The sequence below is a fragment of the Streptomyces sp. NPDC014891 genome (assembly GCF_043081085.1).
In the GTDB taxonomy this organism is placed as follows: domain Bacteria; phylum Actinomycetota; class Actinomycetes; order Streptomycetales; family Streptomycetaceae; genus Streptomyces.
Genome location: NZ_JBIBWF010000001.1, coordinates 1,082,571 through 1,097,318, shown reverse-complemented (window position 1 = coordinate 1,097,318; position 14,748 = coordinate 1,082,571). Strand labels below are relative to the sequence as shown.

12 protein-coding genes, 1 rRNA gene and 1 riboswitch are annotated in these 14,748 nt (G+C 70.9%); of the genes, 12 read left to right on the top strand and 1 reads right to left on the bottom strand.

Annotation, left to right across the window (positions count from 1 at the left end):
- Positions 1-133 precede the first annotated feature (133 nt).
- From rrf to ACF09E_RS04605, 11 genes are all read left to right on the top strand, one after another.
- Positions 134-250 (top strand): 5S ribosomal RNA (gene rrf, locus ACF09E_RS04655).
- A 149-nt stretch (positions 251-399) separates the two neighbouring features.
- A complete protein-coding gene (locus ACF09E_RS04650) occupies positions 400-1,008 on the top strand; it encodes a CDP-alcohol phosphatidyltransferase family protein (protein ID WP_056555572.1) in 609 nt (202 codons plus the stop codon).
- Positions 1,009-1,124: 116 nt separating this feature from the next.
- Entirely contained in the window at positions 1,125-3,620 is a 2,496-nt protein-coding gene (locus ACF09E_RS04645; RefSeq protein WP_388805472.1) for a sugar phosphate nucleotidyltransferase, read from the top strand.
- Between the two features lie 101 nt (positions 3,621-3,721).
- Positions 3,722-4,651 (top strand): DUF881 domain-containing protein, encoded by a 930-nt coding sequence (locus tag ACF09E_RS04640; RefSeq protein ID WP_392203823.1) that lies wholly within the window; start codon positions 3,722-3,724, stop codon positions 4,649-4,651.
- Positions 4,648-4,980, top strand: a complete 333-nt coding sequence (locus ACF09E_RS04635; RefSeq protein WP_015032176.1) for a small basic family protein — start codon at positions 4,648-4,650, stop codon at positions 4,978-4,980. Before ACF09E_RS04640 ends, ACF09E_RS04635 begins: the two co-directional genes overlap by 4 nt.
- Before the next feature lie 5 nt (positions 4,981-4,985).
- A complete protein-coding gene (locus tag ACF09E_RS04630; protein ID WP_392203822.1) occupies positions 4,986-6,035 on the top strand; it encodes a DUF881 domain-containing protein in 1,050 nt (349 codons plus the stop codon).
- Positions 6,036-6,095: 60 nt separating this feature from the next.
- Positions 6,096-7,058 carry an FHA domain-containing protein gene (locus tag ACF09E_RS04625; RefSeq protein WP_392203871.1) on the top strand — a complete coding sequence of 321 codons (963 nt, stop codon included), beginning with the start codon at positions 6,096-6,098 and terminating at the stop codon, positions 7,056-7,058.
- A 29-nt stretch (positions 7,059-7,087) separates the two neighbouring features.
- Entirely contained in the window at positions 7,088-7,831 is a 744-nt protein-coding gene (locus ACF09E_RS04620) for a MerR family transcriptional regulator (protein WP_392203821.1), read from the top strand.
- Between the two features lie 122 nt (positions 7,832-7,953).
- Positions 7,954-8,427 carry a bifunctional nuclease family protein gene (locus ACF09E_RS04615; RefSeq protein WP_015032172.1) on the top strand — a complete coding sequence of 158 codons (474 nt, stop codon included), beginning with the start codon at positions 7,954-7,956 and terminating at the stop codon, positions 8,425-8,427.
- 192 nt (positions 8,428-8,619) lie between these two features.
- The gene (bldO, locus tag ACF09E_RS04610) at positions 8,620-9,264 is read left to right on the top strand and encodes a whiB transcriptional repressor BldO (RefSeq protein ID WP_392203820.1); all 645 of its coding nucleotides are present in this window, start codon (positions 8,620-8,622) and stop codon (positions 9,262-9,264) included.
- A gap of 186 nt (positions 9,265-9,450) precedes the next feature.
- Positions 9,451-10,839: a DNA polymerase IV gene (locus ACF09E_RS04605; protein WP_392203819.1), complete on the top strand. Its 1,389-nt coding sequence runs from the start codon at positions 9,451-9,453 to the stop codon at positions 10,837-10,839.
- 162 nt (positions 10,840-11,001) lie between these two features.
- Here ACF09E_RS04605 and ACF09E_RS04600 read toward each other — a convergent pair whose 3' ends face one another.
- Complete coding sequence (locus ACF09E_RS04600; RefSeq protein ID WP_388805456.1) at positions 11,002-11,367, bottom strand: PRC-barrel domain-containing protein; 366 nt, start codon at positions 11,365-11,367, stop codon at positions 11,002-11,004.
- A 125-nt stretch (positions 11,368-11,492) separates the two neighbouring features.
- Positions 11,493-11,592: riboswitch (glycine riboswitch) on the top strand.
- 177 nt (positions 11,593-11,769) lie between these two features.
- Here ACF09E_RS04600 and gcvP point away from each other — a divergent pair.
- Positions 11,770-14,655, top strand: coding sequence for an aminomethyl-transferring glycine dehydrogenase (gene gcvP, locus ACF09E_RS04595; RefSeq protein ID WP_388805453.1), 2,886 nt, complete (start codon positions 11,770-11,772; stop codon positions 14,653-14,655).
- Positions 14,656-14,748: the final 93 nt, after the last annotated feature.

The following is a 14,748-nucleotide window of genomic DNA, read 5'->3' as shown; positions in this document are numbered from 1 at the left end:
ATGTGGAAGCCCAGTAATGGGTGGAGCTGACCGGTACTAATAGGCCGAGGGCTTGTCCTCAGTTGCTCGCGTCCACTGTGTTAGTTCTGAAGCAATGAACTCCCTTTGCCGGTCGAGTTCAACTTCATAGTGTTTCGGTGGTCATAGCGTTAGGGAAACGCCCGGTTACATTCCGAACCCGGAAGCTAAGCCTTTCAGCGCCGATGGTACTGCAGGGGGGACCCTGTGGGAGAGTAGGACGCCGCCGAACAATCTTTAGCCTCAACCCCCGGACCATGTCCGGGGGTTGAGGCATTTCTGCGTTCAGGGCCGGCCCGGCGCCCCCTGTGCAGCCGGGCGTGGTGGCTGAGGGTAAGGTCAGGGGGCATCGTCCGTACGTTCCCAGCAGGAGGCCCCCGGGTGGAGGTCCAGGAGACTCGCGTTCAGACCGACCGGGTCCTCACCATCCCCAACATTCTCAGCATGGCGCGCCTCGCCGGCGTGCCGCTGTTTCTGTGGTTGATTCTCCGTCCGGAGTTCGGCGGCCCCAACAGCGACGGCTGGGCGCTTCTCGTCCTGATGCTCAGCGGCGTCAGCGACTATCTCGACGGCAAACTGGCCCGGCGCTGGAACCAGATCAGCAACCTCGGCCGACTGCTCGATCCCGCCGCGGACCGGTTGTACATCCTGTCCACGCTCGTGGGTCTCACCTGGCGCGAGATCCTGCCGTGGTGGCTGACCGCCGCGCTCCTGGCACGGGAGGCGATGCTGCTGGTGATGGTCGGAATCCTCCGCCGGCACGGCTACCCGCCGCCGCAGGTGAACTTCCTCGGCAAAGCTGCGACATTCAACCTGATGTACGCGTTCCCGTTGCTGCTTCTCAGTGACGGAACGGGCTGGCTTTCGTCACTCGCTGAAGTTTTCGGGTGGGCCTTCGCCGGATGGGGTACAACTCTGTATTGGTGGGCAGGGATCCTCTACGTGGTCCAGGTCCGTCGACTCGTGAAGGCGGATACCGAGGCCGATTGAGCCCGTCCGTCCTGTGCCGAGCAGCGTCGCCGGCAACATCGAGGACGTCCCAGGGCGACCGAGTGGACAGGTGAAGTCGGCAGGACCGTCGTCTCTTCAAGGAGGACGCTTCCGACATGAAGGCCGTCGTGATGGCCGGTGGCGAAGGAACCCGACTTCGCCCGATGACCTCGAGCATGCCCAAGCCTCTACTGCCGGTGGTGAACCGGCCGATCATGGAGCACGTCCTACGACTGCTCAAGAGGCACGGTCTCAACGAGACCGTCGTCACCGTGCAGTTTCTCGCCTCACTCGTCAGGAACTACTTCGGCGACGGCGAGGAGCTCGGCATGGAGCTCACGTATGCCAACGAGGAAAAGCCACTCGGTACAGCGGGAAGTGTGAAGAACGCCGAGGAAGCGTTGAAGGACGACGCCTTCCTCGTCATCTCCGGTGACGCACTCACCGATTTCGACCTCACCGATCTCATCGCCTTCCACAAGGAGAAGGGCGCCCTCGTCACGGTCTGCCTGACCCGGGTCCCGAACCCGCTGGAATTCGGCATCACGATCGTCGACGAAGAGGGCAAGGTCGAGCGCTTCCTGGAGAAACCCACCTGGGGCCAGGTCTTCTCGGACACGGTGAACACGGGCATCTACGTGATGGAGCCCGAGGTCTTCGACTACGTCCAGGCGGACACCTCGGTCGACTGGTCGGGTGATGTCTTCCCGCAGCTGATGAAGGAGGGCAAGCCGATCTACGGCTATGTCGCCGAGGGCTACTGGGAGGACGTGGGCACGCACGAGAGTTATGTGAAGGCCCAGGCGGACGTCCTCGAGGGCAAGGTCCAGGTCGACATCGACGGCTTCGAGATCTCCCCGGGCGTATGGGTCTCCGAAGGCGCCGAGGTGCATCCCGACGCCGTGCTGCGCGGGCCCCTCTACATCGGCGACTACGCCAAGGTGGAGGCCGGCACCGAGATCCGCGAGCACACCGTCGTCGGCTCGAACGTCGTCGTGAAGAGCGGAGCCTTCCTCCACAAGGCCGTCGTCCACGACAACGTCTACGTCGGACAGCAGAGCAATCTGCGCGGCTGTGTGATCGGAAAGAACACCGACATCATGCGGGCCGCCCGGATCGAGGACGGAGCCGTCATCGGGGACGAGTGCCTGATCGGTGAGGAATCGATCGTGCAGGGCAACGTCCGCGTCTACCCGTTCAAGACGATCGAGGCCGGCGCCTTCGTCAACACCTCGGTCATCTGGGAGTCCCGCGGCCAGGCCCACCTCTTCGGGGCCCGCGGAGTCTCCGGCATCCTCAACGTGGAGATCACCCCGGAACTGGCCGTCCGGCTCGCGGGGGCGTACGCCACGACCCTGAAGAAGGGCTCGACCGTCACCACCGCCCGTGACCACTCCCGTGGCGCACGGGCACTCAAACGAGCCGTGATCTCCGCCCTGCAGGCCAGCGCCATCGACGTACGGGACCTGGAGAACGTGCCGCTGCCGGTGGCACGGCAGCAGACCGCGCGGGGCAGCGCCGGCGGCATCATGGTCCGTACCTCGCCCGGCGTCCCCGACTCCGTCGACATCATGTTCTTCGACGAACGCGGAGCCGACCTGTCGCAGGGCGGGCAGCGCAAGCTCGACCGGGTGTTCGCGCGGCAGGAGTACCGGCGCGCGTTCCCCGGCGAGATCGGCGACCTGTCCTTCCCGGCCAGCGTCTTCGACTCGTACACCGGGTCCCTGCTGCGGAACGTCGACACCTCCGGGATCGCCGAGGCCGGGCTGAAGGTCGTCGTGGACGCGTCCAACGGCAGCGCCGGACTCGTGCTGCCCAGCCTCCTCGGGCGTCTCCAGGTCGACTCGCTGACGATCAACCCCGGACTCGACGAGTCCAGACCCACGGAGTCGGCCGAGAGCCGGCGTGCCGGGCTCGTCCGCCTCGGGGAGATCGTGGCCTCGGCGCGGGCCGCGTTCGGAGTGCGGTTCGACCCCGTCGGCGAACGGCTCTCGCTCGTGGACGAGCGGGGACGGATCATCGAGGACGACCGGGCCCTGCTCGTGATGCTGGACCTGGTGGCCGCCGAGCGGCGTTCGGGACGGGTCGCCCTGCCGGTCACCACCACCCGGATCGCCGAGCAGGTCGCCGCGTACCACGGCACACAGGTGGAGTGGACGACGACCTCGCCGGACGACCTCACCAGGGTCGGCCGCGAGGAGTCGACGATCTTCGGCGGCGACGGGCGCGGCGGCTTCATCGTGCCCGAGTTCAGCAGCGTCTTCGACGGGGCCGCCGCCTTCGTGCGGCTCATCGGCCTCGTCGCCCGGACCCAGCTCACGCTCAGCCAGATCGACGCGCGGATTCCGCGGGCGCACGTCCTCAAGCGGGACATCGCGACGCCGTGGGCCGTGAAGGGGCTCGTGATGCGCCGGGTGGTGGAGGCGGCGGGCAGCCGCTCCGTCGACACCACCGACGGCGTGCGGGTGGTCGAGGCCGACGGGCGCTGGGTGATGGTGCTGCCCGACCCCGCCGAGGCCGTCACCCATCTGTGGGCCGAAGGACCCGACGACGCCTCCGCCCAGGCCCTGCTCGACGAGTGGGCCGCAGTGGTCGACAGCGCAGGCAGCTGACCCGATCCTCCCGGTCGGCGGGGACCGCGCCACGGGCGCGTCCCCGCCGGCCGGGAGGGGCCATTCGGCGGTAGGCCGTGCGACGTGCGACGATGTGCGGCATGTCGCAGCAGCCCCCCGTTCGGAGCACCGGATCACCACCGCCGCGCCCGGACGCGTCGATGTCGCTGCTGAACAACGTGATAGACCACGCGCTCGACGACGGATACGCGGAGGCGACCGCCCGGCGGGCCGCCGAGGGCGGTGGCCTGCCCCGCAGCCTGCGGGCCAAGCTGGGCGTCGCCGCAGGTCTGCTGCTCGCCGCCGCCGTCGTGACCGTCGGCGCCGCGGAGGCGCGGATCTCCGCGCCGGTCGTCGCCAAGGAGCGCCAGGACCTGATCGACCGGATCGAGGACGAGACGTCCTCGGCCGACCAGCTCGAGAAGGACGTCGAGCGGATCCGGTCCGAGGTCGGCGAGCGGCAGCGGGCGGCACTACGGCAGCAGGGCGGCGGCCAGGCCGAGCTCCTTGGGCTGCTCTCGGGGGCGGCGCCTTTGCACGGACCCGGCGTGAAGCTGGTCGTCGACGACGCCAAGGACACCGAGAGCGGGGGAGGCGGACCGCGGGAGAGCAGCGGCTTCGCCGACACGGGCCGGGTGCGCGACCGGGACATGCAGCGGATCGTCAACGGGCTCTGGGAGTCCGGCGCCGAGGCCGTCGCCATCAACGGCCAGCGGCTCACCTCGCTGTCCGCCATCCGGGCCGCGGGCGACGCCATACTGGTCGACAACAAGCCGCTGGTGCCGCCGTACACCATCCTCGCCGTCGGGGACGGACAGCGGCTGAGCACCGCGTTCCAGGACAGCGCCGACGGGCAGTACCTGCACGCGCTGGTGGAGAACTTCGGGATCAGGAGCGGGATCACGGCCGAGGGCGACGTCAGCCTGCCGGCCGCGCCGAGCCTGACCGTACGTACCGCAGAGCCGAGGGGGGCCGGGGCGGCGACGCCGTCCGGCCGGGCCACGGCCGACACAGGGAAGGGCACATCGTGATCGCCGTACTGGGCCTGATCGTCGGAGTCGTGGTCGGACTGTTGGTCCGACCCGAAGTCCCGGCGGTGGTGGAGCCCTATCTTCCGATCGCCGTGGTCGCCGCCCTCGACGCGGTCTTCGGCGGCCTCCGGGCCATGCTCGACGGGATCTTCGTCGACAAGGTCTTCGTGGTCTCGTTCCTGTCGAATGTGGTCGTGGCCGCGCTGATCGTCTTCCTCGGCGACAAGCTGGGCGTCGGCGCGCAGCTGTCGACCGGTGTCGTCGTCGTGCTCGGCATCCGCATCTTCTCCAACGCGGCCGCCATCCGGCGCCACGTCTTCCGGGCGTGAGGCCGATGAGCGAGTACCCCGAGAACCCCGAGAACCCCAGGAGCCCCTCCGGCCCCGGGAAGGCGGAGAACCCCGCGGGTCCCGCCGACGCGGGGAACGCGGGCCATCCCGCCGGGACCCCGCAGCGGCCCGAGGCGCCCCGCGATCCCGAAGGCGCGCCGCAGCCCGGCATCGGCCTCGGGAAGCCGGCGGGCACCGGGACGCCGCAGGGCGCGGGCGCGTCGGCGCGCGGAGGTGCCCCGGGGGAGCCCGAGGAGCCCGCCGGCTCCGTCCACGACACCGGCGCGGACCACGACGTCCGGGTGGCCGTGCCGCCGGTCGACCCCGGTGCCGAGCCGAGCGGGCGCCGGCGGCTCGGCTCCGCGCTGTGGCCGCCGCGGGTGACCCGGGCCCAGCTCGTCGTCGCGCTGCTGCTGTTCGTCCTGGGTCTAGGCCTGGCCATCCAGGTCTCCTCCACCAGCGAGAACAGCGCCCTGCGCGGGGCTCGCCAGGAGGACCTGGTGCGGATCCTCGACGAGCTCGACGACCGCACCCAGCGGCTGGAGGACGAGAAGGCCCGGCTGGAGAAGCAGCGCACCGAACTGGAGTCGAGCTCGGACCAGGCCGAGGAGGCGCGCAGGCAGACCCAGGAGCGGGAACAGCAGCTCGGCATCCTCGCCGGCACGGTCGCGGCCGAGGGCCCCGGCATCACGCTCACCGTCGGCGACCCGAGCGGGGCCGTCGAGTCGGACATGCTGCTCGACACCATCCAGGAGCTGCGCGCAGCGGGCGCCGAGGCCATCCAGGTCAACGGTGTGCGGGTGGTCGCGGACAGCTACTTCACCGGTGGCGGTGATGACATGCGAATCGATGGAACGAAGGTGACCGCTCCGTACGTCTTCAAGGTCATCGGCAAGCCGGAGGATCTCGAGCCCGCGCTCAACATTCCCGGAGGTGTCGTGCAGACCCTGGAGAAGGAGCAGGCCACGGCCACGGTGGAGCGGTCGGCGAAGATCGTCGTCGACGCCTTGCGACCGGCGAAGCGGCCTGACTACGCTCAGTCGTCCTCGCAGTGAGAGGGAGACACAGGGGGTCCCGCGACATGGGCACGACGTTGCGGGGGGTCGGCGCACCACATCGGTGGTGCGTGGTGGAAACTGTCCGGAGGATACGGACGTTGTGAAGGTGTCCGGGTCGGCAGGTGTGATGGATCTCGGTTCGTCCTGCCCCACGGGCGGGTCTGTTTCGGTCAAGGGGAATCGCCCGTGAGTTTTTTTGCGAAGTTGTTCGGCAAGAGCGGACGCGAGGACGGCGGTAACGCCAAGCACCGCGCGTCGCGCCACGCCCAGAGCGAGGAGCAGGGCGGCGAGCGCCCGCTGTTCCGCGACGAGGTCGGTGGCCAGGGCGGTGAGGCTCCGGGCGCGTACGGCGCGTCGTCTGTTGACCCCGCCAGGGCCGCCCGCATAGGTTTCGGAGAACCATCAACCTCAAGTACGGGTGGAGGGTTTACCCCCGATCCGTACGCGACACAGACCTCGGCGGGGCAGCCGCGGCAGGAGGATGCGTCCATGCCGGTGTGTACGAGGTGCGGTCACCGCAACGCGGCCGACAGCCGTTTCTGCTCCCACTGCGGTACGCCGCTGCGGGGCGGAGTCGCACCCGAGCGGGCTTCCGAGACGACGTCCACGATCTCCATCTCGGGCCTGGAGGCCTACGACGCGGAGGTCACCGGTCAGACCCAGCTGCCCTCGCTCTCACCCGAGGCGCTGGCGGCCGTCGAGGCCCTGCCGCTCGGTTCCGCGCTCCTCGTGGTGCGCCGTGGGCCGAACTCCGGCAGCCGTTTCCTGCTCGACGGTGAGCTGACGACGGCCGGCCGTCACCCGCAGAGCGACATCTTCCTGGACGACTTCACGGTCTCCCGTCGCCATGTCGAGTTCCGGCGGGCCCAGGACGGCAGCTTCACCGTCTCCGACGTCGGCAGCCTCAACGGCACCTACGTCAACCGCGAGCCGATCGACTCGGTCGTTCTGTCGAACGGCGACGAGGTGCAGATCGGCAAGTACCGCCTGGTCTTCTACTCGAGCCAGCGGGGCGTGTAGCGCCTCGGAGAAGCCTTCAGGGAAGGTCCATGCTGCGAACACCGACGGGCGGTGCCGGATCCGGCACCGCCGCCGCGGGCGACCGGCTGGTCAGCATCGGCACGGTGCTGAACCAGCTGCGCGACGAATTTCCCGAAGTGACCATCTCCAAGATCCGGTTCCTGGAGGCCGAGGGGCTCGTGGAGCCCCGGCGCACGGCCTCCGGGTACCGGAAGTTCAGCCCGCAGGACGTCGAGCGGCTCGCTCAGATCCTGCGGATGCAGCGGGACCACTATCTTCCGCTGAAGGTCATCCGCGAGCACCTCGACGCCCTCGCACGCGGCGAGCAGGTCAGGCTGCCGGCTCCCGGCCGGCGGCGCGACCTCGTCGAAGGGGCCTGGGAGCAGGACGCCGAGCCCCCCACCGCGGCGCGGATCGGGCGGGCGGAACTGCTGGCGGCCGCCGAGGTCACCGAGGCGGAGCTGCTCGAGTGGGAGTCGTACGGCCTGATCGCCGAGACGGACGGCGGCGGCTACGACCCGGAGGCCGTGACCGTCGCGCGGCTGGTCGCGGATCTGGGCCGCTTCGGCCTCGAACCCCGCCACCTGCGGGCCGTCAAGGCCGCCGCGGACCGTGAGGCGGGGCTGATCGAGCAGGTCGTCGCGCCGCTGCGGCGGCATCGCAACCCGCAGACCAGGGCCCATGCCGAGGCCACCGCCCAGGAGCTCGCCGCACAGTCGGTACGGCTGCACGCGGCCCTGGTGCGGAGCGCGCTGGGGATCCGGCCGCAGTGAGCCCGCTCGGGCACTCCGAGGCGTGATCCGGGCCGCTTCGTACCCGGCTCGGGGCGGGTTCGTGCCGTGCTCGGGAGGGGCCCGACTATCCAAACCGGTCGGGCACGTCCTAGGGTTGCTGTGTGAACGAGCTCGACGTTGTGGGTGTCCGGGTGGAAATGCCCTCCAACCAGCCGATCGTGCTCCTGCGTGAAGTGGGAGGCGATCGGTACCTCCCCATCTGGATCGGACCGGGTGAGGCGACCGCGATCGCCTTCGCCCAGCAGGGGATGGCCCCGCCGCGGCCGCTGACGCACGACCTGTTCAAGGACGTGCTGGAGGCCGTGGGACAGGAGCTCACCGAAGTCCGCATCACGGATCTGCGTGACGGGGTCTTCTACGCCGAACTGGTCTTCGCCAGCGGCGTCGAGGTGAGCGCGCGGCCTTCGGACGCGATAGCACTGGCCCTGCGGACCGGAACGCCGATCTACGGCAGTGACGGTGTGCTGGACGACGCCGGTATCGCGATTCCGGACGAGCAGGAGGACGAGGTGGAGAAGTTCCGCGAGTTCCTCGACCAGATCTCACCGGAGGATTTCGGGACCAACAGCCAGTGAGTCGTAGCGGCGCGGCCACGGGCCGTTCGCGGGGCGACGTCAGCGCATTCGGTTAGCCTTTCCCCGGCGAGAGGGTCGGGAAACCACCCTCAGGGTGATTATCACTCGGCGTGCCGAGTGTGGCGATCGTTGACGCACCCCGAGTGACTGCCTACCTTCGTGTGGGCAGGTCAAGGACGGAGGGTCGGCGTGATGAGCAGCGCGGACGGTACGGCAGGGAGCTCGCTCGGACGTGTGTCCGGGGAGAGCGGCCCGTACCCGCTTCACGGCAGTGTCGGCGACTTCGGTACGGAGACCGGTGGGGGACCCGGGGCCGCTTCCGGCGGCCCGGACGCGGCGGGCGAGAAGGTCGGCTACCGCGGTCCCACGGCGTGCGCCGCGGCCGGCATCACCTATCGCCAGCTGGACTACTGGGCGCGTACCGGCCTCGTGGAACCGAGCGTGCGGCCGGCGTACGGCTCGGGGACCCAGCGGCTCTACAGCTTCCGCGACGTCGTCGTGCTGAAGATCGTCAAGCGGTTCCTGGACACCGGGGTCGCCCTCCAGAACATCCGGGCCGCCGTGCAGCACCTGCGGGCGCGGGGCTTTCGCGACCTGGAGCGGATGACCCTCATGAGCGACGGTGCCACGGTCTACGAGTGCTCCTCGCCGGACGAGGTCGTCGACCTGCTCCAGGGCGGCCAGGGGGTCTTCGGCATCGCCGTCGGCGTGGTCTGGCGGGACGTCGAGGCGGCGCTGTCGCAGCTGCACGGGGAGCGGGTCGACACGGGCGAGACGCTCGTGGGGCACAACCCGGGGGACGAACTGGCGCGCAGGCGGCGGGACAGGGCGGTCTGAGGCCGGCGGGGGCCCGTCGCGGCCTTCCCCGGCCCGTCCCGGGCACCGGGGCTCCGCGGTCGGGCCCGGCCCCGTGGTGGGGCGTCAAGGTCCGCTCAGGGGCCACGGCCGGGCTTCGAGGCCGGCCCTGATCCCTCCACGGTGTTGCGGGGCCCGTTGTCAGTGGTGTGAGGCAGCATCGGAGCTGTGAGAGCCGCGCCCACCATCCTCCATCTCGACATGGACGCCTTCTTCGCCGCCGCCGAGCAGGCGTCGAAGCCCAGCCTGCGCGGAAAGCCCGTGGTCGTCGGCGGCCTCGGGCCCCGGGGCGTGGTCGCCACCGCCTCCTACGAGGCGCGCCGCTTCGGAGTCCACTCGGCCATGCCCATGGGGCAGGCGCGGCGGCTCGCGCCGAACGCCGCCTACCTCGTGCCCCGCTTCTCCTTCTACCGGTCCATCAGCGAGCAGGTCATGGAGCTGCTGGGCCGGCTCTCGCCGCTCGTGGAGCCGCTCAGCCTCGACGAGGCCTTCGTGGACCTGGAGGCCGGGGGAGCGGCCCACGACAGCGCGAGCGCCCGCACGGCCGGCGAGCGGCTGCGGGTCGACATCCTGGCGACGACGGGGCTCACCGGGTCCGTGGGGCTCGCGGGATCCAAGATGATCGCGAAGATCGCCTCCGAGGAGGCGAAGCCCGACGGTCTCGTCCTGATCGAACCCGGGACCGAGCGGGAGCTCCTGGCCCCGCGGTCGGTGCGGATCCTGCCGGGGGTGGGTCCGGCCACCGGGGAGCACCTGCGGCGGGCCGGGATGTCCACCGTGTCCGATCTGGCGGAGGCGGGCGAGGACGAGCTCGTACGACTGCTCGGGCGGGCGCACGGGGCCTCGCTGTACCGGATGGCCCGGGGGTTCGACGATCGGCCCGTGGTGGCCGAGCGGGACGCCAAGTCGGTCTCCGTCGAGGACACCTTCGACGTCGACCTGCACGACCGGGTGCGGATCAGGGTCGAGGTCGAACGGCTCGCGGAGCGGTGCGTGGGGAGGCTGCGGGCCTCCGGCCACTCCGGGCGGACCATCGTCCTGAAGGTGCGGCGCTTCGACTTCTCCACGCTGACGCGGTCCGAGACGCTCCGGGGGCCCACGGACGATCCGGTGGTGGTGCGGGAGGCCGCGGGGCGGCTGCTGGAGGCGGTGGACACCACCGGGGGCGTCCGGCTGCTCGGGGTCGGGGTGAGCGGGCTCGCCGACTACACGCAGGAGGACCTCTTCGCGCAGGCGGAGGCTGAGGCGGAGGTGGCCGCGGCCTCGGTGGAGGCGGGGGCCGGGGTGGCGGCGGTCCCCGCCGACCCGGGTGCGGACGTCCCCTCGTCCGCCGGTGAGGGCGGCGCCGACGAGCCCGCCGTCCGGCACTGGGCCCCGGGGCACGACGTCCGGCACGCCGTGTACGGCGCGGGGTGGGTGCAGGGCAGCGGGGTCGGGCGGGTCACGGTGCGGTTCGAGGAACCGGGGTCGAAGCCCGGGAGGGTGCGGACCTTCGCCGTGGACGATCCCGAGCTGGAGCCCGGGGAGGCGCTGCCGCTGGTGGAGGGCGGGACATAGGAGCAGCCTCGGGCTGCGGGCTGCGGGACCACTGCCGGACCGTGCGGTGTCGGGTTCGGGCGGCGTGCTCCCGGGAGAGGGGCCGGTGTCCACGCGCGCCCTCGTGGTGGCCCGGCGGCCCGTCGGCCGCCGGGTGCGCGCGGCGACGCCGCCGCGGTCGGTCTACTGGCCCGCCAGGCGGCCGAAGTCGGTGTCCGGGCTGTCGGTCGGGGGCGGGGGGAGCGCGAGGCTGTAGTGGCGGTAGAGCTGCAGCTCCTGTTCCGGGGACAGGTGGCGCCCGACCCCGAAGTCGGGGGCGTCCTTGATGAGGGCCCGCTCGTACGGGATGTGGAGGCCGTTGTCGATCAGTTCGCTCGGTTCGAGCGGGACGAAGGCGTCCCGGCTGAACAGGCCGGTGCGGACGGCCGCCCATTCCGGGATGCCGGTCGCGTCGTCCAGGTACACCTCGTCCACGGTTCCGATCTTGTGTCCGTTCCGGTCGTACGCCTTGCGGCCGATCAGGCTGCGCGGATCGATATCGGTCTGCACGGTCCCTCCAACAGGTCGCAACTGCTCTGCACCCACCCCTACACCCCTACGAAAGTGCACAACTGGGATGTCGGCCACTTGAGCGATGGAAGCCGGAACCTCGCTGGTAGGCTGGGTGTGGCTGGCGACCCCGTGCGGGAGAGTCCCCCGGAGATCACTTCCGGTGGGCGCCGAAGGAGCAAATCCTCCCCGGAATCTCTCAGGCCCCTGTACCGCGCGGACGAGGTCACTCTGGAAAGCAGAGCGGTGTCCGACGGCATGCGCTCTCACCGACGGTGAAAGCCGGTGTGCCGTGAGGCGGGCCGGTGAAACTCTCAGGTTGAGATGACAGAGGGGGAGGCCGTCCGGGTACCCGCGCCGTGGTGCCCCTCGCAGGTCGTGACGACCAGGAGGCCTCCGTACATGACCGCCAACCGCATTCCGCTCTCCGAGCTCGAACAGGGCATCCCGTTCGAGCAGCGGCACATCGGGCCCGACGCCGAGGCGCGCGCCAAGATGCTCGCCCAGGTCGGTTACGGCTCGCTCGACGAGCTCACGGCCGCCGCGGTGCCGGACGTCATCAAGAACACCGAGGCGCTGGCCCTGCCGGCCGCGCGCACGGAGGCCGAGGTGCTCGCCGAGCTGCGGGCGCTCGCCGACCGCAACCAGGTCCTCGCGCCGATGATCGGCCTCGGCTACTACGGCACCTTCACGCCGCCGGTGATCCTCCGGAACGTGATGGAGAACCCCGCCTGGTACACGGCGTACACGCCCTACCAGCCGGAGATCTCGCAGGGCCGCCTCGAGGCCCTGCTGAACTTCCAGACCGTCGTCGCCGACCTGACCGGGCTGCCCACCTCCGGCGCCTCGCTGCTCGACGAGGGCACCGCCGCCGCCGAGGCCATGGCGCTCGCCCGGCGCGTCGGCAAGGTCAAGAACGGCGTCTTCCTGATCGACGCGGACGCCCTGCCGCAGACCATCGCCGTCATCGAGACCCGCGCCGAGCCGACCGGCGTCGAGGTCGTCGTCGCCGACCTCAGCGAGGGCATCCCGGCCGAGGTCGCCGAGCGCGGCGTCTTCGGCGTGCTGCTCCAGTACCCCGGAGCCTCCGGTGCCGTCCGCGACATCAAGCCGCTGATCGACGCCGCCCACGAGCTCGGCGCGATCGTCACCGTCGCCGCCGACCTCCTCGCCCTCACCCTGCTCACCTCGCCCGGCGAGCTCGGCGCCGACATCGCCGTCGGCACCACCCAGCGCTTCGGCGTCCCGATGGGCTTCGGCGGCCCGCACGCCGGCTACATGGCCGTCCAGGACAAGCACGCGCGCTCGCTGCCCGGCCGCCTCGTCGGCGTCTCCGTCGACGCCGACGGCAACCGCGCCTACCGCCTGGCCCTGCAGACCCGCGAGCAGCACATCCGCCGCGAGAAGGCCACCAGCAACATCTGCACCGCCCAGGTGCTGCTCGCCGTCATGGCCGGCATGTACGCCGTCTACCACGGCCCCGAGGGCCTCCAAGGCATCGCGCGCCGCACCCACCGGTACGCCGCGATCCTCGCCGCCGGCCTCACCGCGGGCGGCGTCGAGCTGACCCAGGGCGCCTTCTTCGACACCCTCACCGCCCGCGTGCCCGGCAAGGCCGACACGGTCGTGGCCGCGGCCCGCGAGGCCGGCGTGAACCTCCACCGCGTCGACGCCGACCACGTCTCCATGTCCTGTGACGAGACCACCGGCCGCGCCCAGCTCACCGCCGTGTGGGGCGCCTTCGGCGTGACCGCCGACATCGAGGCCCTGGACGCCGCCACCGAGGACACCCTGCCCTCCGGTCTGCTCCGCTCCGACGCGTTCATGACCCACCCGGTCTTCCACGCGCACCGGTCCGAGACCTCGATGCTGCGCTACCTGCGCAAGCTCGCCGACCGCGACTACGCGCTCGACCGCGGCATGATCCCGCTCGGCTCCTGCACCATGAAGCTGAACGCGACGACCGAGATGGAGTCGGTGACCTGGCCCGAGTTCGGCCAGATGCACCCCTTCGCCCCGGTCGAGCAGGCCCAGGGCTACGTCACGCTCATCACCGAGCTGGAGGAGCGCCTCGCCGAGGTCACCGGCTACGACAAGGTGTCGATCCAGCCGAACGCCGGATCGCAGGGCGAGCTGGCCGGCCTGCTGGCCGTCCGCGCCTACCACCGCGCCAACGGCGACGAGCAGCGCACCGTGTGCCTCATCCCGTCCTCCGCGCACGGCACGAACGCCGCCTCCGCGGTGATGGCCGGCATGAAGGTCGTCGTCGTCAAGACCGCCGACGACGGCGAGGTCGACGTCGCGGACCTGCGCGCCAAGATCGAGCAGTACCGCGACGAGCTGTCCGTGCTCATGATCACCTACCCGTCGACGCACGGCGTCTTCGAGGAGCACGTCGCCGACATCTGCGCCGAGGTCCACGAGGCCGGCGGCCAGGTGTACGTCGACGGCGCCAACCTCAACGCGCTGGTCGGCCTCGCCAAGCCCGGCCACTTCGGCGGCGACGTCTCGCACCTGAACCTGCACAAGACCTTCTGCATCCCGCACGGCGGCGGCGGCCCCGGCGTCGGACCGGTCGGCGTCCGCGCGCACCTGGCCCCGTACCTGCCGAACCACCCGCTCCAGCCCACCGCGGGCCCGGAGACGGGCGTGGGCCCGATCTCGGCCGCCCCGTGGGGCTCCGCGGGCATCCTGCCGATCTCGTGGTCGTACGTGCGCCTCATGGGCGGCGAGGGCCTCAAGCGGGCCACCCAGGTCGCCGTCCTCGCGGCGAACTACATCGCCAAGCGTCTGGAGCCGCACTTCCCGGTGCTCTACACCGGTCCGGCCGGACTGGTCGCCCACGAGTGCATCGTGGACCTGCGTCCACTGTCCAAGGCCACCGGCGTCACGGTCGACGACATCGCCAAGCGCCTGATCGACTACGGCTTCCACGCGCCGACGATGTCGTTCCCGGTGGCCGGCACGCTGATGATCGAGCCCACCGAGTCCGAGGACCTGGCCGAGCTCGACCGCTTCTGCGACACGATGATCGCGATCCGCGCCGAGATCGAGAAGGTCGCCGGGGGCCAGTGGCCCGCAGACGACAACCCGCTGCGCAACGCCCCGCACACCGCGGCGGCGCTGGGCGGCGAGTGGAACCACGCGTACACCCGCGACGAGGCCGTCTTCCCGGCCGGCGTCTCGGCCGCCGACAAGTACTGGCCGCCGGTCCGTCGCATCGACGGCGCGTTCGGCGACCGGAACCTGGTCTGCTCCTGCCCGCCGCTGGACGAGTACGACAACTGATCACGGGCCCGGCCGGGTACGGGGGCCGGGCGTGCGAACGAGGGCCGGTTCGGAGGACGTCTCCGGGCCGGCCCTCGGCGTCGCGCGGTCCCC